The organism is Streptomyces pratensis (genome assembly GCF_016804005.1).
GTDB lineage: Bacteria > Actinomycetota > Actinomycetes > Streptomycetales > Streptomycetaceae > Streptomyces > Streptomyces pratensis_A.
On record NZ_CP051486.1, the window covers coordinates 3,727,002 to 3,752,554 of the forward strand.

Genomic DNA, 25,553 nt, shown 5'->3' on the forward strand with positions numbered 1-25,553 from the left:
ACATGAGGAAAGCAGACGTGAACCGACACAGAACACCCCGGTGGCGAGCACTGCTCACCACCGCACTGGCCACGACGCTCGGCGTACCCTTCCTGGGCGCCCTCCCTGCCGTCGCCGCCGAACCGGTCCCGCCGACCACCTTGCTGAGCAAGGCCGACAGTGCCCTGCTCAAGGACTTCACCCGGCACGACAAGGTCTCGTTCTGGGTGCAGCTCGACTCCCAGGCCGACACCTCGGCGGCGAGAAAGGCCACCACCAAGACCGGTCAGGGCCGTTCCGTCCTGAAGGTCAAGACCGCGCACGCCAAGAAGTCCCAGCAGGGACTCACCGCACTGCTCAAGCAGGCCGGCGCCTCCTACACCTCGTACTGGATCAGCAACACCGTCAAGGTCACCGGCAGCAAGGAACTCGCCGCGAAGATCGCCGCCCGCTCCGACGTCGCGTCGATCGAGGCCGACGACACCGTCCCGCTCCCGCCCACGGTCAACGGCACCAACGAGGCCAAGGTCGACGGCGTCGAGTGGAACGTCGACCGGATCAACGCCCCCAAGGTCTGGAACGAGTACGGCGTGCGCGGCGAAGGCGTCGTCATCGGCAGCATCGACACCGGCGTCGACTACCAGCACCCCGCCATCGCCGCCGCCTACCGCGGCCTGAAGGTTGACGGCACGTACGACCACGCCTACGACTGGTTCGACGCGACCCACACCTGCGGCACGACCAATCCCTGTGACGACCAGGGGCACGGCACCCACACCATCGGCACCATGGTCGGCGAGGACGGTGCCGGCAACTCCACAGGCGTCGCGCCCGGCGCCCGCTGGATCGCGGCGAAGGCCTGCACCACGCAGAACTGCCCGCGCGAGGCGCTGCTCGCCGCCGGGCAGTGGATACTCGCTCCGACCGACGCCGACGGCCAGAACCCGCGGCCCGACCTCGCCCCCGACGTCGTCAACAACTCCTGGGGCGCCGACAGCCTGGACACCTGGTACCAGGCCATGGTCCAGTCCTGGCGGGACGCCGGGATCTTCCCGGCCTTCTCCAACGGCAACATCGGGCCGGGCTGCGACACGGCCGGCTCCCCGGGTGCCTACGCCAACACGTACTCCTCGGGCGCCTTCGACAACAACAACAAGATCGCCCCCTTCTCCTCGCGCGGTCCCGGCGTCGACGGCACGGTCAAGCCGAACATCGCGGCCCCCGGAGTGAACGTCCGCTCGGCCGTCCCCGGCGGCGGCTACGCGGCCAAGTCCGGTACGTCGATGGCCTCACCGCACACCGCGGCCACCGTCGCCCTGCTCCTGTCGGCGGCTCCGGCCCTGCGTGGTGACGTCACCGCCACCGAGGCGGTGCTGAACAAGTCCGCGACCGACGTCGACGACACCACGTGCGGTGGCACCGCGGCGTTCAACAACGTCTACGGCGAAGGCCGGCTCGACGCGTACGCCGCCGTCGACGCGGCCCCGCGCGACCACATCGGCGCCCTCACCGGCACCGTCACCATCGGCGGCGAACCGGCCGCCGACGTCGAGGTCTCCGTGGCCGGCCCGACACGCGCCACCCTGACCACGCGGAAGGACGGCACCTACGTCTTCCCACGCCTGGTCTCCGGGGAGTACACGGCGACCGTGACCAAGTTCGGATACGTCACCGACACGGCCGCGCTCACCGTCACCGACGGCGGATCCGCGACCCACGACGCCGCGCTCACCGCCGCACCCACCGGAACCGTCACCGGCACCGTCCGCAGCGACTCCGGCACCGAGGCCGACGTGGCGATCAAGGTGCAGGGCACCCCGGTCCGCGCGTCGACCGCCTCCGACGGCACGTACAGGCTGACGCTGCCCGTGGGCAGTTACCAGGTCAGCCTGACGCCGCTCAACCACTGCGCGGCCACCATCGGCATCGCGCTCGACGTGACCACGGGCACGGCCACCAGGGACGTCGCCCTCGCCACCCGCAGCGACGCCTTCGGCACCACGTGCCGTCAGGTCTCGGAGGAGTTCCCGGCCGGAGAGACCAAGCTCGCCCTCACGTCCTACGCGGCCGTCACCCCGCCGTTCCCGGTCGCCCTGTACGGCCACACGTACGACAAGGGCTGGATCACCCGCGACGGTCAGCTGATCTTCGGCTACCTCTCGCTGCTCGACAACAGCCCGCTGCCGAACAAGTCCCCGGCCAACGGCGCGCTCTCGCCGTTCTGGGACCAGCTCGCGATGGACTCCTCCTCCGGCATCCACACGGCGGTGCGCGGCACCGCCCCGCACCGTGAGTACGTCGTCGAATGGCGCGACATGCTCATCGCCCGCGACACGACTCAGCGCATCGGCTTCGCCGCCGTGATCGGAGAGGACGGCACGTACACCTTCCACTACAAGGGCATCGACCCCAGCGCCAAGGGCTTCGAGCAGGCCACCGGCGCCACCATCGGCGCCGAGAACCACGACGGCACCGACGCCCTGCAGTACTCGCACAACCAGCTCTCCGTCCGCGACGGCATGGCGATCCGCTTCCGGCCCGAGGGCCACGCGGTCGTCTCCGGCACGGTGACCGACGCCAACGACGGCAAGGCGGTCGCCGGCGCCACCGTCACCGTCACCCGTGGCGGGACGAGCGTCGGCACGGCGACCACCCGGGCCGACGGGGCGTACCTGACCCAGGTGCCGGTGGACGCGGCGGCCGACCACACGATCACCATCGCGGCGCCGCACTACACCGCCGCGACCCGCACCGCCGAACTGCGGAGCCTGTCCGCCGTGCGGACCGAGACCGCGCTCACCACCGGCGCGACGCGGGCGGACAACGCGGCCGGCTGGCACCTCGTCGTGGCGGCGGGGGAGCGGCGCGAGCGCACCCTGACCCTCACCAACGACGGCGCGTCCGCCCCGTACACCGTCGCGGAGAAGTCCGGCGCCTCCTGGTTGAAGGTCACCCCGGCGTCCGGAACGCTCGGCGCGGGCGCGCGGCAGCAGGTCACCCTGACGTTCGACACAGTGGCCGCCAAGCCCGGCACCGTCTACACGGGAACCCTCGTGCTGACATCGCAGAGCGCCCGCACCCCGACGCTCTCGCTGCCGCTGAAACTGGTTGTCCCGGCGTACCAGAAGGGCGTGGACGTCGGTGGGCACACCGCCTCCCTGGACGCCCTCGGCGACACCTGGACCCAGGACCGGGCGTACGCGGAAGGCTCGTTCGGATACGTGGGTGACAGCACCGTCCTCACCTACACCCGTAAGGACATCTTGGGTGCCGGCACCTCCCAGGAGCAGCAACTGCTGCGCTCGGGCCGGGAGGGCGTCAGCGAGTACCGCTTCGGTGCCGTCCCGAACGGCGTCTACCAGGTGGAGCTGGGCTTCGCCGAGCCGGCCGGTGCGAAGCCGGGCGCGCGCGTCTTCGACGTCATCGCCGAAGGCGTGGAGAAGGTGGCGAACGTCGACATCCGCCTGGAATCGGGCGCCACTCGTACGGCCCTGTCCAAGGTGTTCACCGTGAAGGTCACCGACGGTCGGCTGGACATCGCGTTCAAGGCGGTCACCGGCACGACGCTGGTCAATTCGGTCCGGGTGACGCAGCGCCCTGATCTGACGAGCTGATCAGTACGTTCGCCAGCCAGCTCGGGCCCGCTCCGGAATCACTCCGGGGCGGGCCCTGGCACAGGCGGAGACGGAGGGGCCGTTCAGTCCGCGCAGGCCCGCAGGGCGTAGGAGTTCAGGATCAGCGACAGGCTCGACGTGAGGCGCCGCGCGTACGGGACGTGGAGGGACTCGTTCGGACCGTGCGCGTTCGCGCCCGGGCCCAGCACTCCGCAGGCCAGGAACTGTGCCTCGGGGAACTGCCGGGTCAGCTTCCCCATCAGGGGAATCGTGCCGCCCTGCCCGATCCGGGCGACGTCCGCCCCGTCGAAGCAGGCCCGGCTCGCCGCCGACAACGCCGTCCGGAGCCATGGCTGTTCGGCGGGTGCGTGCCAGCCGTCTGCGACCACGCGGTCGGGCGTGAACCGGACCGACGTGCCGTACGGCGGGTCCGCCTCGAGGATCCGGCCGACCTCCGAGAGGGCCGCCGCGCTGTCCACCGTGGGGGGCAGCCGCAGCGAGACCTTCACCCGTGTGTGCGGACGCAGCACGTTGCCCGCCGACACCACCGGAGGCATGCCGTCCGCTCCGGTGACCTCCAGGCTGGGGCGCCAGGCCCGGTTGAGGAGAAGCTCCTCGGGATCGTCCGTCACCGGGGACGCGTTCCCGTACCAGTCGAAGCGGCCCCAGACCTGCTCGCCGAGGAGCGCCGCCGCCTCGCGTGTCTGGGCGCGCCGCGCGGTGGGCACCTCGCAGTGAAGTGCCTTCGGGCGCAGCGAACCCGTCGCGCCGTCCTCCAGCCGGTCCAGCAACTGCCGCAGCACCCGGAACGACGACGGCACCACGCCGCCCGCGTCCCCGGAGTGCGCGCCGTCGCCGAGGACCCGCACGTCGAGCGTCCCGCCGCAGGACCCGCGCAACGATGTGACCAGCCACAGCCGTTCGTAGTCGCCCGCCCCGGAGTCCAGGCAGACCACCAGGCCCACCTCCCCGATGCGCGGCGCGAGCAGGGCGAACCAGTGGTCGAGGTCGGGGCTGCCCGACTCCTCACCGGCCTCGAACACACCGACGCAGCGCGGCCGGGCCGCGCCCTGCTCGGCCAGCGCCCGCACCGCGGTCACCGACGCGGGCAGCGCGTACCCGTCGTCGGCGCCGCCGCGGCCGTACAGCCGGTCGCGATCGAAGACGGGTTCCCAGGCGGTGCGGCCGTCGGTCCAGCCGTCGCCTTCGGGCTGCTTGTCGAGATGCCCGTAGAACAGGACGGTCTCCTGCGCCCGCGTGCCCTCGCCCGGCAGCTCGAAGAAGATCAGCGGCGTACGTCCGGACGCGCGCAGGACCTCCACCCGCAGCCCCGGGAGCGGCACGTTCCGCAGCCACGCGGCCGCCTCGTCGACAGCCCGGTCGAGGTGGCCGTGGGTCTCCCAGTCCGGGTCGTACGCGGGGCTGACCGCCGGAACGCGGATGTGCTGCCGGACGAGGGGCAGCACCTCCGTCTCCCACTGGGCGTCACAGAAGTCCCGTACGGGGCCGGCGTCGGCGACACCGGCCGGAATGTGCTCAGGCATCGGCGAGGACCCGCGCGACCGGGGCGAACTCGACGCCGAGCAGCTCCTCCACCGGCGCGTACACGTCGGGCATGTACATCGTCCGGGAGAGCAGAAGGTTCCCGGCCGGGGCGACCAGGACGCTGACCTGCTTGCCGACCTCGACGTCGGCGGATGCGAGCGGCTGCCCGGCCTCGTCGAACGTCGTGATCAGATCGGGGAACGAGGCCCGGCGGACGCTCGCGACGTCGAGCGCCATGTACTCGTTGACGATGTACAGGGTGGTGCGCGCCGCGTCGTCGAGGATCGCGACGCCGACGTCCAGGCCTTCCCGCTGCTCGCAGCGGTACTCGCGCACCGTGCCGGTCACGGCGATCTCACCGCCGAGGTGCTGGGCGGCGCCGAGTACACCGTCCGTCAGGAACCGGCGGCCCAGTTCGATGGCGAAACCGATGGCGCCCGGCGCGCCGTTGCGCACCGCGTAGCCGACCTCGACGGGGTTGCGGGCCACGCCCACCCAGCCGCCTGCCTCGACGGAGGCGCGCCGGACCACGTTCGACGTGGCCTCCAGGCCGCCGGAGACCGAGCCCTCGACGTAGGCGTACGGCTTGCCTCCCGCGTAGCCCTGGCTGGAGAGGTAGTTCTCCTCCTGGTGCAGGCCCATCGCGCCCATCACGCTGGAGGGGTGGGCGCGGCCGTTGCAGGCCAGGTCGATGACGGGCAGGCCGGTCATCGCGGAGTGGAACCAGCCGTTGATGGTGGTCTCGGCGCCGTTCTCGTTCGTGTGGATGGCGACGAGCGGGCGCGGCAGGTCACGGCGGAGGAGCTCCAGGGCGCGCAGCAGATGCGTGGGCAGAACCTGCGGGTCGGGCGCCGCGGGGGCGCCGACCAGGGCCACCGTCGCGGTCAGGTCGTCGGCCGCGAACTCGTCGGCCGTCCACAGCTCCGGCACTCCGATCTGGAGTGCCAGTTCGGCGGTGCGCAGCCCCCGCTCGACGAAACCGCCGCCGCCTCCGCCGAGTACGGCGCCGCCGTACACGGCCGCGCGGATGTCGTCATGGGTCAACTGTCGCTTCACGGGGGTCTCCCAGGGTGGTTCTGTACAGGGTGCGAGAGGACGTGCGGGCGTCCGGCTTCCGGTGTGCTCGGCGCAGGGCCTGCCGGCCTACTTGGCGGCCTTGAACACGCCGTTTCCGAACGAGTAGAGGGCGTCACCGGCGATCGCGCCGCCGGCGAAGACCTCCAGGTCGTCCTTGGCCTTCGGGCCGAGGACGCGCGGGGCGAGGACGCGGACGGCGACGCCGGCGGCGACCATCCAGCCGGCCATCGGTGTGGTGATCAGCAGCCCGGTCGCCAGCAGGATGCCGAGCTGGCGCTTCGAGCCGCCGATCAGCTGCACGATCGCGCCGGGGATCGCCCACAAGGCGAGGTCCCGGGCGGTCTCGGCGGACGGGCCCGCCTTGATCGCGGCGACGTACGCGGCGTCGATCGGGGCGGTCTGCCCGTTGTCGAAGAACATCCGGTACGAGACGAGGACGACGACGATGGCGACGCCGAAGCCGATCATCGCGGCGATCAGCTGCTGACGGCGGCCCTCCAGCTCGAAAGCGGGGTCGGTGTTCTCGCCGCGCAGCAGATAGCCCGCCTTCAGGTCGTAGCCCATGTCGGCGAACGCCGGGCCGGTCGCGGCGGTGAAGCCGGACAGTACGACGAGCGCCTCGGGCGGGAAGCCGATGAGGATGCCGAGGAGCAGCGTGATCAGGGCGATCGCGAAGGCCGGGAACCAGCCGGAGTGCATCGAGGCGATGCCGACGAGGAGTTCGTGCAGGAACGCGGCGATCGAGGCGTACAGGAGGAAGCCGATCAGCATGCCCGGGCTCATGTGGGTGGCGGCACCCGTGCCGAACGCGAGCAGGACCGAGATCACGAGGTAGGCGCCGAAGCCCAGCCGCATCGAGCGGCCCAGCCGCCGGGCGCCTTCCGGCGCGCCGGCGGGTCCGGTCGCGTGCGTGTCCTGCGCCGGGGCGCGCCGGGCCTGGACGATGGTGCGGCCGACCTGCACCAGGGCAACCAGGCCCGCTCCCATCATCATGCCGTGAGGCAGGTACATGGCGCCGAGGTCGAGGCCGAACAGCGGGTCGGCGTACTGGTTGAACAGCAGGCCCACGCCGAAGGCGGCCATGGCGCCGAGACCGCCGATCAGGGCCACGCCGAACGCCGACATCGGCAGCGCGAACGCGGCGCCGGCCAGACCGGTCAGCAGGCCGATGCCGAGCACCTTGGCGCGGCGGCCGCCCTCGTCGCCGGCCTTGATGGCCTGGGCGGCGGCGAGCCCGGGCGGCCAGGGGTTCTTCGCGGGGAAGGCCGGGGTGTCGTACATCCGGTAGAGCAGCCAGGCATCGACCAGCATCGCTGCGGCGACCCCCACCAGCATCGGGATGATCATGTTGTCCATCCCGAACAGGAACGGGATGCCGATCGGCAGGAACAGGCTGTTCGCGGCGCCGAACGTGGCCGAGGAGATGCTGGTCTGTGCGAGGTTCTGGGCGTGCACCGAACGGAAGCCGCGGAACATGACGAGCGGTACGCGGGCCAGCGTCATGGCAGCCAGGGCGCCGATCAGCGAGGTGCTCGGGGTGACGCCGAGTGTGGCGAGCAGCTGTACGCCCACGATCGCCCCGAACACGCTGAGCACCACGGTGAGGATCAGATTGCCGGGGGCGAGGGCGCGGGGATGGCGCGGGCCCTCACTCGAAGGGTGCGAGGTCTCGGCCTGGGGAGAGGCGTCAGTGCTCATGGGTTTTCGGTGCTCCCGTGCGGGTGGGCGCCTTGTCAGTCGCCTGGGAAAGTTCTAGAATATGGAACAGCATCTGAATATCTGGATCTCACTGGATCATCCATACGGCTCATTCCGCCGTCAAGGGCTGAGCCGGGATTCTCGGAATGTGGGCGGTCCGGAGTCGCGGACGAGGGGCGGTCAGGAGCACGCCCGGGCGCCCTCTACGATCGGACGACAAGACTCGGGGGAGGCGGGAGAACGGTGAGCACACTCGCCAACGCGCGCGAAGTCCTGCAGCTGATGGCGCGTCTGCAGCGCGATCTGACCGTGACGGATGTCGCGGGGGCGCTCGACCTGCCCAAGAGCTCCGTCTCGCGGACGCTCAGCATGATGGCCGACTACGGTTTCCTCGACCGCGACCCGACGAGCCGCGCCTACCGCCCCGGCGTACTCGTCATGGAGGCCTCGTACCACTTCCGTGCCTCGCGCAGCACGGCCTCCCTGCTGGAGGAGGAGCTGGCCAGGCTGGTCGCCGACATCGGATACACCGGATACGTGGACGTGCTCGACGGGCCGGAGTCGCTCGTGCTCCACATGCGGCTCGGGACGACCGGCGCCCTCCAGGCGTACACCCCGGCCGGCACCCGGGCACCCGCCTACGCCAGCTCCATGGGGCGGGCGCTGCTCGCCCGCCTGGACGACGCGCAGGTGCTGCGTCTCGTCGACGCCCGCCTGGAACAGAGCACGGGCTCGGCGCCGCGAACCCCCGGTGAACTGACCTCCTGCCTGGCCAGGGTGCGTGCCGATGGCTGGGAGTCCTCGCGCGGCGAGTACGTTCCGAACGTCGCCGGCGTCTCCGCGGCCGTACTCGACAGCGACACGGGACAGATCTTCGGCATCGGAGTCGCGCTGCCCGCGCCCGAGCTGCACGACGGGAACGCGGCCCGCTTCGGCCGGTCGGTGCGGGACGCCGCCCTGCGTGTCGGCAAGCGCATCGGCGACCCGTACTGGCTGCGGTACGTCGAGTCCGACGCCGGCCGCTGAGACGCCCTCAGGCCAGCAGGGGCCCGAGGGCGGCGCCCACCACCGCACCCGGCGTCAGGATCGGGACGGTGAGCCCGGCCCCGCGCAGTGACCGGCGGTGCTGCGCCCCGTACCCCATGCAGTCGAGCATCAGGGCGTCCGCCCCGGCCTCGAGATGGGTGCAGGCCGCCGCGAGCAGGGCCGCGTCGTTGTCGGCGTACGGCGAGGCCGTGGTGAACGCGGGGGCCGGAACGACGGCCCGCCACTTCTCGCGAGCCTCGGTCACCTGCTCGGGCAGTGGTACGACGAATCCGACACGGCTGCCCCGCAGGACTGTGCCGACGTATCCCGTGACCAGGGCGTCCGGCTCGACGAGCCGCGCCCGCCTGGTCCGCAGGCCGGGGAACTCGCCGGTGCACAGAAGCACCACGACGTCGGCGCCGGCCTCCTCCACCTGATCGATACGGGCCTGCAGCGCGGTGCCGACGGTGTCCGCGTCCAAGGCCACGGGACTTCCGTCGGCCAGTCGGCTCAGAAGGGTCGCGCGTCCTTCCGTCGCCCCGAAGCGGAGCTCGGTCTCCGGGCGGGTCAGGCCGTCGAGCACGCCGGCGTGCCGTACACGTGCGGTCCCCGGCAGGTGCGCCTCGATGGCTTCGGACAGGTCCGGGCGGGGGGCCTGGCCGATGGTCAGGAAGGTAAGTGTGTGCACGGCGTCTCATCTCTCATGAGGTCCATATTCCGGAACCCTGTTCCGGATCAATGTACTGGACGGTGTCAGGCGCGGACAGGCTCCTGTGACGCGCGGGCAGTCGAGCTCCCGCCATGCAGAGAACCCCCTGGGCAGAGCCCAGGGGGTTCTCGCTGTCCGGCCCGGCGGTCAGCCGGGACGGGTCAGTACAGGGTGTAAGTGGTGGTCTGCTGGATCGCGTTGTTCAGCGACAGGACTCCGCCGCCCAACTGGTCCGCCATTCGGTTGCGGCCGAAGTCGTCGGAGTTCAGCGACATCATGTCGTCGACACCGTCACCGTCCAGGTCGGCGGCGAGATAGTTGCGGCCGCCCATCAGGGAGCCGGTCCCCAGACCGCCCTGGAACTGCCAGCCGGTGGTCAGCACCGACGGGTCCCAGACGCCGACGCCGCCCTCCAGGCCGCCGGCCAGCAGCCTGCGGCCACCGGGGCCGTTGATGAACTGGACGCCTCGCAGCGGGGCCACCACGGAGCTGGAGGTGTCCGCGCCATTGGCGCCGAAGCCGCGGAACGTTCCGTAACTGAGCTGGTACAGCAGGTCGTTCCTGTCGTCGATGAGGTAGTGGTCGTGCGACCAGGGGCTGCCGCCCAGGGTCTGGTGCAGCACTTCACCGGTACGTCCGTCACGGATCTCCATGACGACGCGGGGCGTGGCGCTGGCCAGCTCACCCGCGACCGTGGGATCGCTGCGTGTGATCCAGGTGTAGACGACCGCGTGTCCGTCGGCGTACGGAATTGCCGGCGAGGCGAAGACCGCGTGGTCGAGGGCCGCGCCGAACAGTTTGCCGTCGAAAGCCTGCTCCGGAGCCTTGGGGTCGGCGGTCCAGCGCACCGTGCCCTTCGCGGCGTCGAGCGCGACACCGTTCTGGACGGCGGATGCGCTGTTGATCGCGCCGAGGCTGGAGTACTGCGTGTACACCTGGCCGTCGGCGACGGCGGTGTCGGAGAAGACCACGTCACCGGCGCCCGCGGGCGCGGCATAGGACCACAGCTGCGTGCCCCGGGCGTTGTAGACGCGCAGGGCGTCGGTCGGGACGAGGATCTCGTCCTTGCCGTCGCCGTTGACGTCGGCGACCGTCACCGAGCGGACGTACTGGCCGGCGCCGTCGATGGTGGTGAGGACGTTGCCCGTGGCGCCGTCGAGGACGGTGGTCGCCACGTCCGCCGCGACGACGACCTCCGGCTTTCCGTCGCCGTTGACGTCACCGGTCGTGATGTTGTGGATCTCTCCGGCTACGGTGGCCCGCCACAGCTGCTTCGGCTCGCCCTTGACGAGCGAAGGCCCGGACCAGGCCCACACGCCGTTGGACGTGCCGCCGGCGACGACGTCCTTCTTCTTGTCGCCGTTGAGGTCGACGGCCTGTGCGTAGTTCAGGGCGCCCTGGAGCGGTGTGATGGCCTTCTGTACGCCGTTGCCCAGCTTGTACGTCCGGATGTTCTGGTTCTGGTCGACGGTCCGGACGAAGTCCTTGCCGCCGGACCGGTAGCTCTCGTGGAACATCGGGGACGCGCTCACGCCGTTCTGCTGCCAGGCGATCCTGCCCTTGGCGTTGAACACGGTCAGGGCGCCGTAGCGCCGACCACCGGGGTTCTCGGCGGTGCCCAGACCCTGTGCGTCCTGGCCGGACACAACGAGCTTGCCGCCCACGCTGTCCATGTGCCAGGTGTTGGATCCGTCGCCGGGGTTTTCGGCGGCGCGCTTGAAGGTGTGGGCCCACTTGACGGTGGACGCGTCCTCGCCGTTCAGCACACGGATCGTGCTGGAGTTCACGAAGAGGGCGGAGTCGAAGGTCGACTCGCTGACCGCGTACTCCGTGCCGCCGCCCGAGGCCGCGTCGCCGACCGTCATGGCGGTCGCCATCGCGTTGACGCGGGTGTCCAGGGCGGTGCGTTCACCGGTCTTGAGGTCGTACGAGACGATCTCGTACTTGACCGCGTCGGAGATGTCCGACTGCTCAAGGGCCACCACGCGGTCCCGCGCGGCGTCCAGATGCAGCTGGCGGCCGTACAGATCGCTGTCCGTCCGCCAGGCCGCGGAACCGTCGGCCGTGTCGAGGACGAGGGTGTTGCCGTGTGCGTCGACGCCCTCGGCCTTGCGCAGGTTCCAGGAAGCGGCGATCCTTCCGCTTCCGACGCTCTCCAGCGAGCTCCAGCTGACCCCGCGGGTCTCCTTGGTGTCGTACGTCCACGTCGAGGACGGGGTCAGCGCGCCGTCGGCGTACGAGAAGCGGATGCCCGAGAGAGTGGCGGTCTCGGTCGCCGGCGAGTTGCTGTTCGTCCGCGGCGAGTTCGCGAGCAGCAGCGTGCCGTCGACGGTCTTCACGTTGGTGACGTAGGAGTAAAGCTTTGACCACAGCGTCTTGCCGGTCTTGCCGTCCATGACCGTCACGAACGTGCCGGCCGGCAGGGACGAGCCCGGCGACGTGAACGCCCGGGGCGTGGGTGAGAATCCGACGGCCGCCGAGAAGACGATGTCCGGGACACCGTCACCGGTCAGGTCACTTGTGTCGTACCCCTGGTCGGAGTAGGGCGAGAACGGGCTGACGGCGTCGTAGCCCATGACGATGCGGGCGGGGTACGGCTCGACCCGCCACGGCTGCAAGGGCTTGACCTGCCAGTCCGTGTACAGCGAGGCGTTGGTGCGGGACCACACGGTGGAGCCGTCGGCGTTGTGCAGCTGGATGTTGCCGAGGCTGTGCACGGTGAAGTACTGGCCGCCCTTGGCGGGCACCGTGACGCCGAGGCCGCGCACGCCCTCCATCGTGGACGTGGCGGTGAAGGTGACCGGGGTGTTGTCCGCGGTCGTGCCGGAGCCGACGGCGTCGAGGTGCGAGCCGCCGCCGGCCGTACCGCCGGATGTGGCGGAGGTGCCCTTGCTGGACGCCCGGCCGTCGGCCGTCGTGTTGTCGGAGGCCGCCCGGTCCCCGTAGACGTCGACACCCATGTGGTCGGCGAGCTTCTCGGCCTGGGTGCCGGTCAGCTTCATCACCGAGCCGCTGTCGGTACCGGCCGCCAGCGCGTGCGGCGCCGAGGCCAGGGCGAGGCCCGCGGCCACCAGGGCGGAGGCGAGCGTCAGTGCCCGCTTGGAGTGAGGGGATCGCATGGTCAGGCTCCCTGTGCGATACGGATCGCCGAACTGTCGGTCAGGACGGCCTCGTCGAAGGAGTACTGGAGGGCGTCGGTGCCCGCCTGGTTCTCGATGCCGACGGTCGCGGAGGAGCCGCTGCCGGGCACGGACTTGTACTGGAAGGTGATGCCACTGGTGGCCTCGTCGAAGACGGCCTCGAAGGTGACGCGGGTCCTGCCGTCGGAGACGAGCAGGGCCTGATTCCAGACGATGGCGAACTGACGCTTGCCGTTGGTGCCCTTGAGGGCGGTCTGCACGCTCGACTTCTTGTCGAGGGTCAGGTCGTCCCAGAACGCGGCGGCGACGCCGTTGGGCCGGGCGGCCGAGGGAAGCGCGGTGTTGGAGTAGTCGCCGAGGCGCGGCTCCATGAAGTTGACCAGGCCGTTGGTGGTGATGGAGGCGCTGGAGTAGTCGACTCCGTACAGGGTCACCCAGAAGGGCAGCGAGACCGTCCTGGCGTCCTCGTCACCGGTCAGGGACACGGCGGTGGAGCCCTTGATCCAGGAGTACGTCGCCGGGGTGCAGCTGTTGCCGGCCTTGTCGGTGCGGGCCGGGAGCTGGACGGTGCGGGTTTCGAGGCCGTCGACGGCCAGGCTCGCGGAGTAGACGCCGTTGCACAGGACCGGGGCGGCGGGCTTCACCGACAGCGTGTAGTCGCCCTCCGCGACGGCGGGCAGGGTGAACGTACCGTCGGCGCCCGAGGTGACGGAGGGGATCGGGGTGCCGGCGACCTCGACGGCCGCCTCGGCGAGCGGCTTGCCGGTGACGTCGAGAACGGTGCCGGTGACCGGGTGGGCAGTGACAGCTTCCAGCGCGATGTCCTGGGCCAGCGGCTGACCGGAGGCCAGTTCGACACCGGAGACGGTCTTGCCGGCGTAGCCGTATCCGCCGAGGGCGAAGGAGTACGTGCCCGGGGCGAGCACCAGACGGTAGGAACCGTCGGAGGCGGTGCTGACCGAGCGGGTGACCGAGGCGGCGTCCGTGGCCTTGACGGCGATGCCGGGCAGTGCCTTGCTGGTGGCCCGGTCGGTGACCGTGCCGGAGACCGTCACCGCGGTGTGCGGGGCCTTGTTGACGGAGGCGAGGATGTCGAGCTTGCCCTCGCCCCAGACGTTGTTCATGCCGGCCGTGCCACCGCAGTGGGTGTCGTCGACGTCACGGGCGCCCTCGTCGAGGAGCCTGCGGGTCTCGTCGATGTTGCCGATGAGCGACGGGGCAGCCGACCACAGCAGCGCGGCGGCACCTGCGACGTGCGGGGTCGCCATCGACGTGCCGTTGATGGTGTTGTACGAGGAACCGGGCCACGTCGAACCGATGTCGACGCCGGGCGCCGAGATGTTCGGCTTCGCCAGGCCGTCGATCGGGGAGGGACCGAAGCCGGAGAACTTGGCGATCTTGCCGGTGGAGTCGTACGCGCCCACGCCGTACGAGGACACCTGCGCACCCGGCGGGTGCGTGGTGGAGCAGGTGACGCCGTCACCGTCGTTGCCGGCCGCGAACGCCTCGAAGATGCCCGCGGAGTTCCAGGCTTCGACTATGTCCTGGTAGAAGGTGTTGCTGTCGCCGCCCCAGGAGTTGTTGACGATGTTCGGGGCGAGGTCCGGGCGCGGGTTCTGGCCGTTGTGGTCGGTCGGAGCCAGGATCCACTGGCCGGCCTCGAGGAGGTACGAGTCCGTGCACTGGTCGGACTCGCAGCCCTTGGCGGCGATCCAGGTGGCGTTCGGCGCGACGCCGATGCCCTTCTTGCCGACCATCGTGCCCATGGTGTGCGTGCCGTGGCCGTTGTTGTCGCACGGCACGGAGCTGTCGGGGCAGGCTCCGGTCGCGTCGTACCAGTTGTAGTCGTGCGAGAAGGAGCTGTCGCCGTTGTTGCCGCGGTACTGGGCGACGAGGTCCGGGTGGTCGTACTGCACACCCGAGTCGACGTTGGCGATGACGATGCCCTCGCCGCGGGTCTCGTACTGGTCCCAGACGTCGTCCGCGTTGATGTCGGCGATACCCCACTCCGGGGTGTCGTCGCCGCTTCCGGCGGAGTCCGTCTTCCTGGAGGGGGTGCGTGTCTTCGTGACCTCGGCGTCGGAGGTCTCGATTTCGTCGAGCTCGTAGTGCCGCTCCTTGACGATCGACGCGACGTCCGAGCGCTTGGCGAGCTCGTCCACGAGCGCCTGGTCGCCGGTGACCTTGATCGCGTTGGCGATCCAGTAGTCCTGGTGACCGGCCTTCTTCTTGTCGAGGAAGGTGTTCAGCGACTTCTGGCTGGTCTTCGCGTGGGCCCGCAGCTCGCTGTACGCGGACTTCGCCTTTGCGGCGTGGGAGTTCTTCTTCTTGGCGGCGGACAGGTCCGCCTGGTCCTTGAGGACGACGAAGAAGGACGCCTGGCCGCCGCCGTCAACGGCGCTCAGGAGCGCGGAGTCGACCTTGGGGGACGGCGCGGCGTCGGCAGCCGCGGGAAGCGGTGCGGACAGCAGCGCGGTCACCGTGAAGGCGGCCGCCGCCCAGACGGCGCGGCCACGCCACGGCGGTGGGGACAGATGCATCGAGGGAGCTCCTCCAGGAATGGAACGGGGGAGCTCGGACAGTAGACAGACGCCGTTACTCGGGCATTACAGTGCCCGGCCGGCCATGGCCGGGGCACCACGGACCAGCAGTCCGCCCGTCAGCAGTGCCTCCGGCGAGTGTCGTTCAGGCGCGGCCGTCATCGCGCAACAGGTCTCGCGCCCAGGCGGCTCGGCGCGTCCCGGCCGGGTAGGGAAGGAGCTCGGCCAGCGACTCGGCCCGGTCCAGTTCCCCGGCCCCCTCGGCTTCCTCGGCGAGCGCGGTCAAGGAGGCGCCGAGTGCGACCCGGGCCTCCACCTCGGCAAGATGCTCACCGGTACGTTCCGCCCGCGACACCTCGGCCAGAGCAAGCTGCCGGGCGGATTCGGCACGGCCGCAGAGAAGCTCCCCCCAGGCCGCCAGCACGGGCGCTTCGTCGCCGAAACGGTCCAGGACCCGCAGCACTGCCTCCGGACGCCCCAGGTACAGAGCGAGTTCCGCACGGGCGGTGCGCACCGCGTGGCTCGCACGTCGGTCCCCGAGCGTGGTGGCGACCGACTCTGCGCGGTCCAGGAGGACCTCGGCGGCATCCGCCTCGTTCAAGGCCCACCGGGTGCGGGCCAGCGCCGCGAGCGCGTACGGAAGGCACCAGGCCTCGGCTGGTTCCGCGCCCGCGACCGCGGCCTCGGCGAGAGCGCGAGCCTGTGCGGGTTCCTCCAGGAGCAGCCGGAGTTCCGCGAGGTTCGCCCGCTCGAAGGCGGCTGCCGCCGGGCCGCCCGACCGTTCGGCGAGGCCGAGGGCGCGCTCTCCCCGGTCGATCGCCTCGCGCAGACGGCCCGCGCGACGCGCGTTCTCCCGCAGCATCGACAGGACCGATCCGAGCAGCGTCGGGTCTCCGTAGGCCTCGGCCGGCGCCAACGCCCTGTCGCCCGCGGCGCGTGCCAGGTCGAAGCGGCCCGCGAGCCCCAGATTGCTCGCCTGGAGGACGAAGGCGCGGGCCTTCAGGCCGTGGCTGGAGTGCCCCGGTACCTCGTCCGCTGCCGTCAGGGCGCGTTCGGCGGCGGCGCACCCGTCGTCGTAATGACCCTGGGTACTGAGGATGACGGACAGCGTCAGGAAGTGACCCGCCGTCGGCTCGGGAGAGGTCTCCTCCGTCACGGGATGCTGCCGCAGGACGGCGAGGCCGGGTGCGGGGGACCCCGTTCTGACCAGCATCTCCGCCAGCAGTGCCGCCGCGAGGACGCGGTTGTCGTGGTCGTCCAGCCGTTCGAACTCGGCCAGGGCCGGGCGCAGGGCGCCGACGGCCTGCTCGAAGTGGCCCATGCTGCGCAGCACCTGGGCGTGCGCGAGCCGGGCACGGCCCGCGTCGACATCGAGCCGGGCTATCAGGTCCCGGTAGTAGCGGTCGGCCGTGTCGTTCGCGTACAGGGCAGCTGCCCGTTCCGCCGCCAGGCGCAGGTACTTGGCCGCGCGGACGTCGTCGGCGCGCGCGAAATGCGAGGCGAGCGTGTCGACGGCGTCGGGGCGGCGTCGGCGCACCGCCTGCGCGAAGGCGCCGTGCAGGTGCCGGCGGCGGACGGCGGACAGCCGCTCGTAACAGGTGAGGCGGACCAGCGGGTGCCGGAAGGCGATGCCGGTCTCGTGCCGTCCGGTCACGACGACGGTCCGCTCCTCGATGAGCGCGGCGCCGATGGCCTCGTCCAGAGCGGTGATCGCCGCGGCCCCGGACAGGGGTGGGTGCAAGCCGTCGGCGGCCACGTCGAGCAGCTCGGAAAGCGCGGTCTCGGCTCCGCCGACGGACAGTGCCTCCACCACGCGGCGCGTGTTCCCGTCGAGACGGGCGAGCTTCTCCGCCACCAACTGGCGCACCCCGTCCGGCGCCCCGCCCTCGGGGCCGTCAACGCCAAGGTTCCGGGCGAGCTCGCCGGCGAACAGCGGGTTTCCCAGGGACAGTTCCCACACCCGGTCCCACCGTTCCGGGCTGTCCGTCCCGGCCCCGGAAGAGGGTGCGACATCGCGCGCCACCGCCAGGCACGCTTCCCGGTCGAGGCGCTGGACGATCACGTGCACGACCTGCGGCTGCCGCAGCAGAGCCGTCAGATCCACGACCCGGGGACCGGAGTCGGCGAGCTCCTCGGCCCGGTACGTCACGAGGACGCGCAACGGGAATCCAGGACGCGAGGCGTGCCGGGCCAGGTGGCTCAGCAGTTGGTACGAGCCGGAGTCCGCGGCGTGCAGGTCGTCCAGAACCAGCAGCACCGGCTGAACAGTGGCGAGTTCGGTGAGAAGGCCGGTCGTGGCGCGAAACAGCCGGTCGCGTTCCTCCTCGGGGCTGCGGTCGCCGAGGGACCGTACCTGCCCCAGCGACGGGAGGAAGGCCGCCAGTTCCGGATACTCCGAGCCCACTCGGGCACGTTCGGTCACGTCCCGCTCGGCCAGCCAGCCGTCGAGCGCCTCCGCGAAGACGCCGTAGGGGGTGTGCCCCTCCGCGTCGTGGCCGGCGCCCCACAGCACCGCGGATCCGGCGGCGGCGAGCCGCGCGGCCTCGGCCACCAGACGGGTCTTTCCCACACCGGCCTCGCCGGTCAGTACGAGGACCGGCGGCCCCTCGGCGGTGAGGAGCCGGTGCAGCAGCTCGTCGCGGCCGCGCAAGGGGGCCACGTCAGGGCTCTGCAGGGGTGCGGGCAGGGCCACCCGGGCCGGGCCCGGCTTGCGTGTGGTGGCCAGGGCGACCCGGTGCAGCCGCTCCGTCTCCGGACCGGGTGGGACGCCCAGTTCGGCCGCCAGTGCCTCCCGGCACAGGTGGTACTGGCCCACCGCACGCCGTCGCAGGCCCTGGCGTATGCAGGCGTCGATGAGGATCCGGTGCGCCGCCTCCTCGGCCGGGCTGGACCGCAGGACGTGCTCCGCAGTCGCCGTCGCCTCCTGAAGAGCGCCCCGCTCCAGGTGGGCCGAGGCCAGCCCCAGGTGCATCTCGTTCGTCAGGGCCGTGAGCCGTGCCCGCCGCGGTTCCGTCCACGAGACGTACCGGTCCTCCGGCAGCAGCTCGCCCGTGAACATGGCCAGGGCGTCCTTCAGCGCAGCGGGGTCGTGCGAGGCCAGCGCGGACTCGGCAGCCTCCTCGGCATGGTCCGTGTCGACCCATACGGTGGCCGGGGCGAGGGAGAGCATCGCCCCGTCCGACACGAGATACGAGGACGCGGCGCGCGGGGCGAGCTCCGGCTCCAGCGCGCGCCTCGCCGCGTGCAGAGCGACGCGGAGATTGCCGGCGGCGGCGTGCGGATCGGTGTCCGGCCAGCAGAGGTCCATGATCTGCTCACGGTGCAGCCGGTGGCCCGGAGTGAGAGCGAGCAGCTTGACCAGCGCCTGGGCCGTCAGCCGCGGCCACCGGCCGGTCGGTTCGGGACAACCGTCACGCGATACGCGGAAGCGGCCGAAAAGGTGCAGACGCAGCAAAGGGGCGACACCGTGACCGGTGGTGGGAGGCGTTTGCTGCGTGTTCATGGGGGCGCCACTGTAGCCGAGCACCCCGAGCCGGCAGGGCCCGGGGCGGGCGCCGGGCAGCACTTCCTGAGCCCCCGTGAGCTTCGTGAGCCCAGGTCAGCCGATGGCCGGGTCCCGCACGGTGCAGGTGTCGGTGTCCGCCGGGCACCAGTGGGTGCGGCCGCCCACCAGATGAAGTTCGAGGTCCGCATGCCGTTGCGGGCGAGGGCGGCACGCAGCACGGTGGGCGCCGGCTGGGGCGGCAGCCCGAGTACGCCGATGACCACGACGCCTCTGCGGCCCTCGACGGAGGCGATCTGCCACTTCCCGGTGGCCGCCCACCTCTCGGCGGCCGGGCGGGCGTCGGCGGCCAGGGAACGGTCCCTGGCGACGCTGATCGTCCCGGTGGTCAGCGGTACGGCGATCAGGAGCATGCGCCCCGCCACGGCCGCCGGCGAACCTCCGTGGAACCGTTCGATGAAGGGCGCGTCACTCATCCGGCGGAGGGGGCGGCGTCCACGGATGCGATAGCTGTTCTCCTTGCCGAAGCAGCTCAGGGACCAGGCAGGCGCGGACCTGCCCCTGCCGCCGTAGCCGGTCGGATCAGGGAGTGACGATGGTGAAGTCCGGGTCGGGGGGGCTGAGGTGGCCGAGGAGTTCGGTGATCTTCGCAGCGTCACCGGTGATGGTGGCGCGCCCGCCGAGTTCCGACGGGGGGAGGCTGCCCAGCAGGACGGCCCGCAGAGCGGCTTCGTCCAGAGCCACCTCGACATCCGGGGAGGAGGCGGCCGGTCCGGTACCCGTGATGTGCGTGAGCACACCGTTGTGCAGCCGCAGGGTGACGGACTCCCCGCCAGTCACGTTCCAGCGCACGGTGATGTCCGCGTCCCAGCTGCGGGGGCCGTCGACCCGGATGGACAGGGCGTCGAAGAGCTGGTCCAGCGACAGCGTGCGGAGGAAGTCCTCGGACGCGGTGGTGGTCGGCGACCCGACCGGGCCCCGCCGAAGCTCCAGAGCGCCCGTCAGGTAGAAGTTGCGCCAGGTGCCGTTCTCGCTGCCGTACCCCAACTGCTCCAGCGCGTCCGCCTGGAGAGCGAGGGCCTCGGCATGAGTCGGGTCCGCGAAGACGACGTGGTTCACGACCTGCGCGACCCAGCGGAAGTCGCCTTCGGCGAACGCGTCACGTGCCCGGCTTACCACCTCGTCGGCACCCCCCATGAAGTCCACGTACCGCTTCGACGCCTCGACGGGCGGGTGCTCCCACAGATGCGCCGGGTTTCCGTCGAACCAGCCCATGTACCGCTGGTAGATGGCCTTGGTGTTGTGACTGACGGAGCCGTAGTAGCCGTGGGTGTGCCAGGCCCGCTCCAGCGCCGGAGGCATTTCCATCGCCTCGGCGATCTCCAGCGGCGTCATGCCCTGGTTGATCATCCGCAGCGTCTGGTCGTGCAGGTAGGCGTACAGGTCGCGCTGTTCGAAGAGGAAGGCCTGCGCCTTCTCACGCCCCCACACGGGCCAGTGATGGGAGGCGAAGGCGACGTCGGTGGAGTCGCCGAACAGGGTGACCGCCTCGGTCAGATAGACGGCCCAGACCCGCGGGTCGCGGACCTCCGCACCCCGGAGGGTCAGCAGGTTGTGCAGGTTGTGGGTCGCGTTCTCGGCGAGGCACAGAGCCGAGTGGCCGGGGAAATGGATGTTCAGCTCGGAGGGGGCCTCGGTGCCGGGGGTGAGCTGGAAGACCATACGGATGCCGTCGACGGTCTCCGTCTGCCCGGTACGGGTGATGTCGAGCGTGGGCGGGATCAGACCGACCGACCCCGTCGAGGTCGTCTGCCCCAGACCCGCGCCGATCTGCCCCTGCGGGCCCTTGGGCAGAGCGGCCCCGTACATGTAGGCGGCGCGGCGTGCCATGGCCGTGCCCGCGTACACGTTCTCGCTGACCGCGTGCTCCAGGAAGCCCTCCGGGGCGATCACGGGCACGCCCGCTGCGACCTCCTCGGAGGTGACCACGCCCTTCACTCCACCGAAATGGTCGACATGACTGTGCGTGTACAGCACGGCGGTGACCGGACGGTCGCCGCGATGGCCGCGGTAGAGCGCGAGGGCCGCGGCGGCGGTCTCCGAGGAGATCAGCGGGTCGATCACCAGGACTCCGCGTTCGCCCTCGACGACGGTCATGTTCGACAGATCGAATCCGCGGATCTGGTAGATGCCCTCCACGACCTCGAACAGTCCGTGGTCCGCGACCAGCCGGCTCTGCCGCCACAGACTCGGATTGGCAGTGGGCGGGCAGTCCTGCGCCAGGAACCCGTAGGCGTCGAGGTCCCAGATGACCGAGCCGTCGGCCGCACTGATCTCGCTGGTCGGTGCCGTTCCCATGAACCCTCGCCGGGCGTCGTCCATGTCCTGGGTGTCATCGAACGGGAAACGGTTCAGGATCTCCTCGTTGGCCTGGCTGATCGAGGACTCTGCAGGCTTGGACTGCGTCTTCCCGGTCATGGTGCGCTCCCTCGCGGCAGACGGGGGCAGCCCGTCGGCAGCCTTGCCCGCCAGCCTTGCCGCGCCGTCACCCCGCTGCCAGCAGGGCTACTCCGAACGGATCAGGCGCGGGAGCGGACGGCGGAGCACCCGCCTGCGCGGCGCGCTCCCGGCCGAGCACGGGAGGGGCGGCCGGGCTCCCCAAAGCGCGGCCGCCCCTCCCGTGGGTGTCAGGTCCCGATCAGCAACGACCCGCCGGGCGGTCGCGCTTCACGAGGTTCGTGTAGCCGGTGGTGCCGTCCAGCCACAGGACACGCCGGCCCTCGTCCGCGGCAGCGTAGGCTTGGTCGCCGCGGTTGCAGGAGACACGCTGGGCGGTGCCACTGCCGTCGGGCGCCACCTGGACCAGCTTCGGAAGGGTCTCGTTGGCCCAGTCCATGGCCGGCGGCAGATCCGTCACGGTGACCGCGTCGTCCGAGGCCGTCAGGGAGTACGCGTACATCGAGCCCGCGCCGGACTCCGGAGCGATGGTGAGCGGGTTCGAGCCGTCGAGGTTGGCACGGCGCACCGCGGCCTGGCCGGTGTCGGTGCCGTCGTTGTCCTCGATCCAGAAGACACCGTCGTCGGTGATCGCGGTCTGGCCGATGCTCAGCGTCTTGGTGCTGTCGGCGACGGGCATCGCCGTCTTGGCGCCGGTCGCTCCGTCGAAGACCTCGACGCCGAGCGTGTAGTTGCCGTTCGCGTCGGGCGCCAGCCTGGCGTAGGCGATCTTGCCGTCCTTGACGGAGGGCAGGCCCGAGACGTTGTAGGGACGGCCGCCGTCCACCAGGCCGGTCGCGCCGGTCTTCATGTTGACGTACCGGACGTTCGTCACCCCGAACTGCGGGTTGAAGGCGGTGTAGGCGACGTAGTCGCCGTCCACGACGAGGGAGGAGACGTCGCTGCCGATGCCGCTGACCTGCTTCGCGAGACCGCCCTTGACGGGGCGCGCCATGATGCGGATGCCGCTGCTGCTGTACTGGGCCCACACCACCGTCTTGCCGTCGGTGTCGGCGTAGACGTTGTAGTCGCCGTTGTTGCTGCTCATCAGCTGCGGCGTGCCCTGGCCGGACGTATTGCCCAGCCACACCGAGTACGGCTCGCTGCCGTCCTCGTCGGAGTTGGAGACGGCGTACTTGCCGCCGCCCGCGCCGACGCCGGTGCCGGCGATGTTGACCTTGGCCTGGATCAGGTCGGTGTCGACGCCGATCGCCTTCTCCCAGCCGGGGACGATGCCGTGCGCGTCGAACGACCGCTTGACGGTGTTCAGCTGGGCCTTGGTGGCACCCAGCTCCTTGGCGGCGGCGATGACGGCGGCACGGCCCTCGGTGAAGCCGTCGAGCGGGGTCATGTACGCGGACAGAGCGCGGTAGACGAACTGGTCGGCGAGCTCGCCACCGAGGTCCTCGCGCATGTCCCACAGGGCGCCGGAGAAGATCGTGGAGTTGAGGTGCACACCACCGTTGTCACCGCGGTAGGTGACTCCGATGAAGTTCTTCGACGTGGTGGCACCGTCGTTGAGGTCACGCAGGGCGCACTCGCGCGGGCCGGCGGTGGTGCACAGGTCCTCGCCGAGGAGGCCGGCGTCCGGGTCGTCCATGGAAACGTTGTTCGCCTCCAGGTCGATGGCGTTGCCGAAGTAGTCGGCGACGGCCTCGTTCATGGCGCCGGACTGGCCCGCGTAGACCAGGTTCGCGGTGTGCTCGACGACGCCGTGCGTCATCTCGTGACCGACGACGTCCGTGTCGGCGGAGAACGTGCGGAAGCCGCCGCCGCCCTGGCCGTACACCATCTTCTGCCCGTCCCAGAAGGCGTTGTTGTACGGCTTTCCGTTGGCGACGATGCCGACCAGGGAGTAGATGAACCCGTCCTTGCCGTCGAGGCCCTTACGGTCGAAGTGGCTCTTGTAGTAGTCGTAGACCTTGCCGGCCGCCCAGTGGGCGTCCACAGCGCCGGACTCGGTGTACTCCTCACCGAGCTCGGGTGTGGCCGGGCTGAACGGCTGGACGCCGGCGGGCCAGGCGCCGGACGCGCTGACGACCTCGCGGCCGCGCGCGTCGTAGGTCACCAGCATGGGACCGTCGTACGGGGAGTCGGCGGCCCGGCGTCCGTAGTCGATCGTCTGGAGCGTGCCCTTGTTGTTTTTGTACAGGTTGAGCTCGACCTTGTTGCCGTCGTAGCGCGTGCCGGTGCCCTTGACGACGAGTTGGTCGGCGGCGTCGGTGGAGACCTCCGGGGCCGCACCCGTCTCACCCGTTCCGGCCGCGGCCGTGACGGACGCGCCGAACGTCTTGATGTCGCTGTACTGCATGGCCGGGAAGCCGGAGTGCGCGTCGATGTACACCTGCTGCTTCACCGGCTGCCCGTCGACCGGGCTGACGCCGGTGACGGTGATCTGCCGGGTCAGCACGCCGGCGCCCTGCGGGAGGATCGTGACGCCCTCGGCGGTGCCGGTGAGGAGCTGTGCGCCCGGCTTCTCGCCCTTGGCGGGAGCCTTCAGCAGACCGCCGCTCAGCTGCGAGCCGACCGCGCTGACGGCCCGCTCGATCGCGGTCTTCTCGGAGACCTTCGGGGCGATCGTGTCCAGCTTCAGCTCGGTGAAGAACTTGCCGGAGGTGCCGGTGACGGCCCGCTTGCCGGCCTTCTTCTCCATCCGGACGACGTACTCGCCGCCCAGTACCGGGACACCCTTGTACTTCTGCTGGAGACGCACGGTCTCGCGCCCGCCCGCAGCCTGCGTGTCGACGACCTTCAGGTCCGCGGCCGGGTCGGCTATGTGGTACCGGCTCTTCTTCGCCTTGAGATGTCCACGCGCGGCGTCGGCGGCGCTGCCGGTGGCGGTCACCGCCTCGTGCAGGTCGGTGACGAGCGACGGAGTCCCGGTCTCGGTACCCGGCTTCACCTCGGACGCGGCGGACGCGGTGGCGGTGTCCGCGTGGGCGGCCGGTATCGCCGTGACCAACAGGCCCGCGGCGGCCAGCACTGCGGCAATGCCCTGGCCGACGAGCATGCTGCCGGATCCCTGTCCTGCTCTGGCTGATCTCTTGCGCGATGAACTCCGCACGGTGCCCCTCCGGTGCCACTGCTGCATGAACGGATATCGGATACGGACATGCAAGTACCGGCACCGGGGTGTGAACAATGCGTTCCAGGTGTGCACTTGTGGACGTCCACACTTGTGTGGCCTGCATTGACAGGTAAGAATCCGGCCAGTGGGGCTGACTGGGTGGGACATGCAATGGCAGGCGCTCGGGCTCGGAGCGGACGAACTCCGCGTGTACGAAGCGCTGCTCGACGTACCCGAGCGCGCCTCCCGTACTGCGCTGGCCCAGTCCCTCGGGCTGACCGTGCGGCGGGTCACGCGCGCGCTCGACCAGCTGGCCGAGCACCACTTCACGCACCCGGCCCGAGAATCGTCCGGGCTGCCCGCAGCCGTGGCCCCCGCCACAGCGCTGCGAAACCTGATCCATCTTCGGCACGCCGAACTCCTGCACAGATCAGCCGAGTTGGAGGAGCTTACCGGCTCCGTCGACCGGATCGCCGCCCAGCTGCTGAGCTCCGTGAACACCCCCCGCGCCACCGGCATCGAGACGGTCCGCGGCGGGGCGGCGATCGCCGCGCGGGTGGCCTCTCTGCTGGTGTCGGCGAGTGAAGAGGTGGCACTTCTCGACCGGCCGCCCTACGCGGCCAGCCAGCCGGACGGGATGCCCGCGCCCCTCGACGTGACCGAACCCGTCCGGCGCGGGGTACGGGTGCGTGTCGCGGTCGACCGCGAGGGGCTGAGCTTCCAGGGGCGCGCCCGGGGTCTGGGCGATCTGGCCGTCCAGGGCGTCCAGATACGGGTGGGAACGGATCTGCCGACGAAACTGATCACGGTGGACCGGCGGGTTACTCTGCTGCCGCCGACGGACGCGGCAGATCCGACGGCCTCCGCGCTGGTGGTGAGCGACTCGCTCCTGAGCAACGCGCTGGTGCCCCTGTTCGAGTCGGTCTGGGAGCGGGCTGTACCCATAGGGTCCGTCGACCGGATCACGGACGAGGACCGGGAACTGCTGACCATGCTCGCCTCCGGCCTGAAGGACGAGGCGATGGCCCGGCGGCTCGACATCCACGTGCACACGGTCCGCCGCCGCATCACCCGCCTGATGCAGACCCTGAACGCGGAGACCAGATTCCAGGCCGGGGTGCAGGCTGCGTTGCGGGGCTGGCTGACGGGGTGAGGGCGGC

Annotated in this window: 13 protein-coding genes; 3 read left to right on the forward strand and 10 right to left on the reverse strand. The window is 70.8% G+C overall.

From position 1 onward, the window contains the following. Positions 1–17: 17 nt before the first annotated feature. Complete coding sequence (locus tag HED23_RS15215; protein ID WP_238441962.1) at positions 18–3,593, forward strand: S8 family serine peptidase; 3,576 nt, start codon at positions 18–20, stop codon at positions 3,591–3,593. 83 nt (positions 3,594–3,676) lie between these two features. Here the strand turns inward: HED23_RS15215 and HED23_RS15220 are convergent, their stop codons facing one another. The 3 genes from HED23_RS15220 to HED23_RS15230 form a co-directional block, all read right to left on the reverse strand. After that, a complete protein-coding gene (locus HED23_RS15220) occupies positions 3,677–5,137 on the reverse strand; it encodes a M20/M25/M40 family metallo-hydrolase (RefSeq protein WP_203183959.1) in 1,461 nt (486 codons plus the stop codon). Continuing rightward, positions 5,130–6,194: a DUF917 family protein gene (locus HED23_RS15225; protein WP_203183960.1), complete on the reverse strand. Its 1,065-nt coding sequence runs from the start codon at positions 6,192–6,194 to the stop codon at positions 5,130–5,132. Before HED23_RS15225 ends, HED23_RS15220 begins: the two co-directional genes overlap by 8 nt. An 87-nt stretch (positions 6,195–6,281) precedes the next feature. Continuing rightward, a complete protein-coding gene (locus HED23_RS15230) occupies positions 6,282–7,913 on the reverse strand; it encodes an OPT/YSL family transporter (protein ID WP_203183961.1) in 1,632 nt (543 codons plus the stop codon). Positions 7,914–8,156: 243 nt separating this feature from the next. On the opposite strand from HED23_RS15230, the gene HED23_RS15235 reads away from it, so the two are divergent. Continuing rightward, positions 8,157–8,939 (forward strand): IclR family transcriptional regulator, encoded by a 783-nt coding sequence (locus HED23_RS15235; RefSeq protein ID WP_203183962.1) that lies wholly within the window; start codon positions 8,157–8,159, stop codon positions 8,937–8,939. Positions 8,940–8,946: 7 nt separating this feature from the next. Here the strand turns inward: HED23_RS15235 and HED23_RS15240 are convergent, their stop codons facing one another. The 7 genes from HED23_RS15240 to HED23_RS15270 all read right to left on the reverse strand — a co-directional run bounded on the left by HED23_RS15240 (position 8,947) and on the right by HED23_RS15270 (position 24,336). Next, entirely contained in the window at positions 8,947–9,627 is a 681-nt protein-coding gene (locus HED23_RS15240; RefSeq protein WP_203183963.1) for an AroM family protein, read from the reverse strand. 182 nt (positions 9,628–9,809) lie between these two features. Continuing rightward, positions 9,810–12,767, reverse strand: a complete 2,958-nt coding sequence (locus tag HED23_RS15245) for an FG-GAP repeat domain-containing protein (RefSeq protein ID WP_203183964.1) — start codon at positions 12,765–12,767, stop codon at positions 9,810–9,812. A 2-nt stretch (positions 12,768–12,769) separates the two neighbouring features. Further along, complete coding sequence (locus tag HED23_RS15250) at positions 12,770–15,328, reverse strand: S8 family serine peptidase (RefSeq protein ID WP_203183965.1); 2,559 nt, start codon at positions 15,326–15,328, stop codon at positions 12,770–12,772. A 145-nt stretch (positions 15,329–15,473) separates the two neighbouring features. Then, positions 15,474–18,830 carry an ATP-binding protein gene (locus tag HED23_RS15255; protein ID WP_203183966.1) on the reverse strand — a complete coding sequence of 1,119 codons (3,357 nt, stop codon included), beginning with the start codon at positions 18,828–18,830 and terminating at the stop codon, positions 15,474–15,476. Further along, complete coding sequence (locus tag HED23_RS15260; RefSeq protein ID WP_238441963.1) at positions 18,827–19,306, reverse strand: hypothetical protein; 480 nt, start codon at positions 19,304–19,306, stop codon at positions 18,827–18,829. Before HED23_RS15260 ends, HED23_RS15255 begins: the two co-directional genes overlap by 4 nt. Positions 19,307–19,412: 106 nt before the next feature. Then, a complete protein-coding gene (locus HED23_RS15265) occupies positions 19,413–21,308 on the reverse strand; it encodes an alkyl/aryl-sulfatase (protein WP_203183967.1) in 1,896 nt (631 codons plus the stop codon). Positions 21,309–21,528: 220 nt separating this feature from the next. Then, on the reverse strand, positions 21,529–24,336 hold the full coding sequence (locus HED23_RS15270) for a M4 family metallopeptidase (RefSeq protein ID WP_203183968.1): 2,808 nt from the start codon (positions 24,334–24,336) through the stop codon (positions 21,529–21,531). Positions 24,337–24,559: 223 nt separating this feature from the next. Between HED23_RS15270 and HED23_RS15275 the strand changes: the two genes are divergently transcribed. Next, a complete protein-coding gene (locus HED23_RS15275; protein WP_203187491.1) occupies positions 24,560–25,546 on the forward strand; it encodes a helix-turn-helix transcriptional regulator in 987 nt (328 codons plus the stop codon). Positions 25,547–25,553: the final 7 nt, after the last annotated feature.

Coding starts and splice junctions, on each gene's coding strand:
- HED23_RS15230 (WP_203183961.1), bottom strand. CDS start 7,913: ATGAGCACTGACGCCTCTCCCCAGGCCGAGACCTCGCACCCTTCGAGT.
- HED23_RS15255 (WP_203183966.1), bottom strand. CDS start 18,830: ATGAACACGCAGCAAACGCCTCCCACCACCGGTCACGGTGTCGCCCCT.
- HED23_RS15275 (WP_203187491.1), top strand. CDS start 24,560: ATGCAATGGCAGGCGCTCGGGCTCGGAGCGGACGAACTCCGCGTGTAC.
- HED23_RS15270 (WP_203183968.1), bottom strand. CDS start 24,336: ATGCTCGTCGGCCAGGGCATTGCCGCAGTGCTGGCCGCCGCGGGCCTG.
- HED23_RS15260 (WP_238441963.1), bottom strand. CDS start 19,306: ATGAGTGACGCGCCCTTCATCGAACGGTTCCACGGAGGTTCGCCGGCG.
- HED23_RS15250 (WP_203183965.1), bottom strand. CDS start 15,328: ATGCATCTGTCCCCACCGCCGTGGCGTGGCCGCGCCGTCTGGGCGGCG.
- HED23_RS15220 (WP_203183959.1), bottom strand. CDS start 5,137: ATGCCTGAGCACATTCCGGCCGGTGTCGCCGACGCCGGCCCCGTACGG.
- HED23_RS15265 (WP_203183967.1), bottom strand. CDS start 21,308: ATGACCGGGAAGACGCAGTCCAAGCCTGCAGAGTCCTCGATCAGCCAG.
- HED23_RS15245 (WP_203183964.1), bottom strand. CDS start 12,767: ATGCGATCCCCTCACTCCAAGCGGGCACTGACGCTCGCCTCCGCCCTG.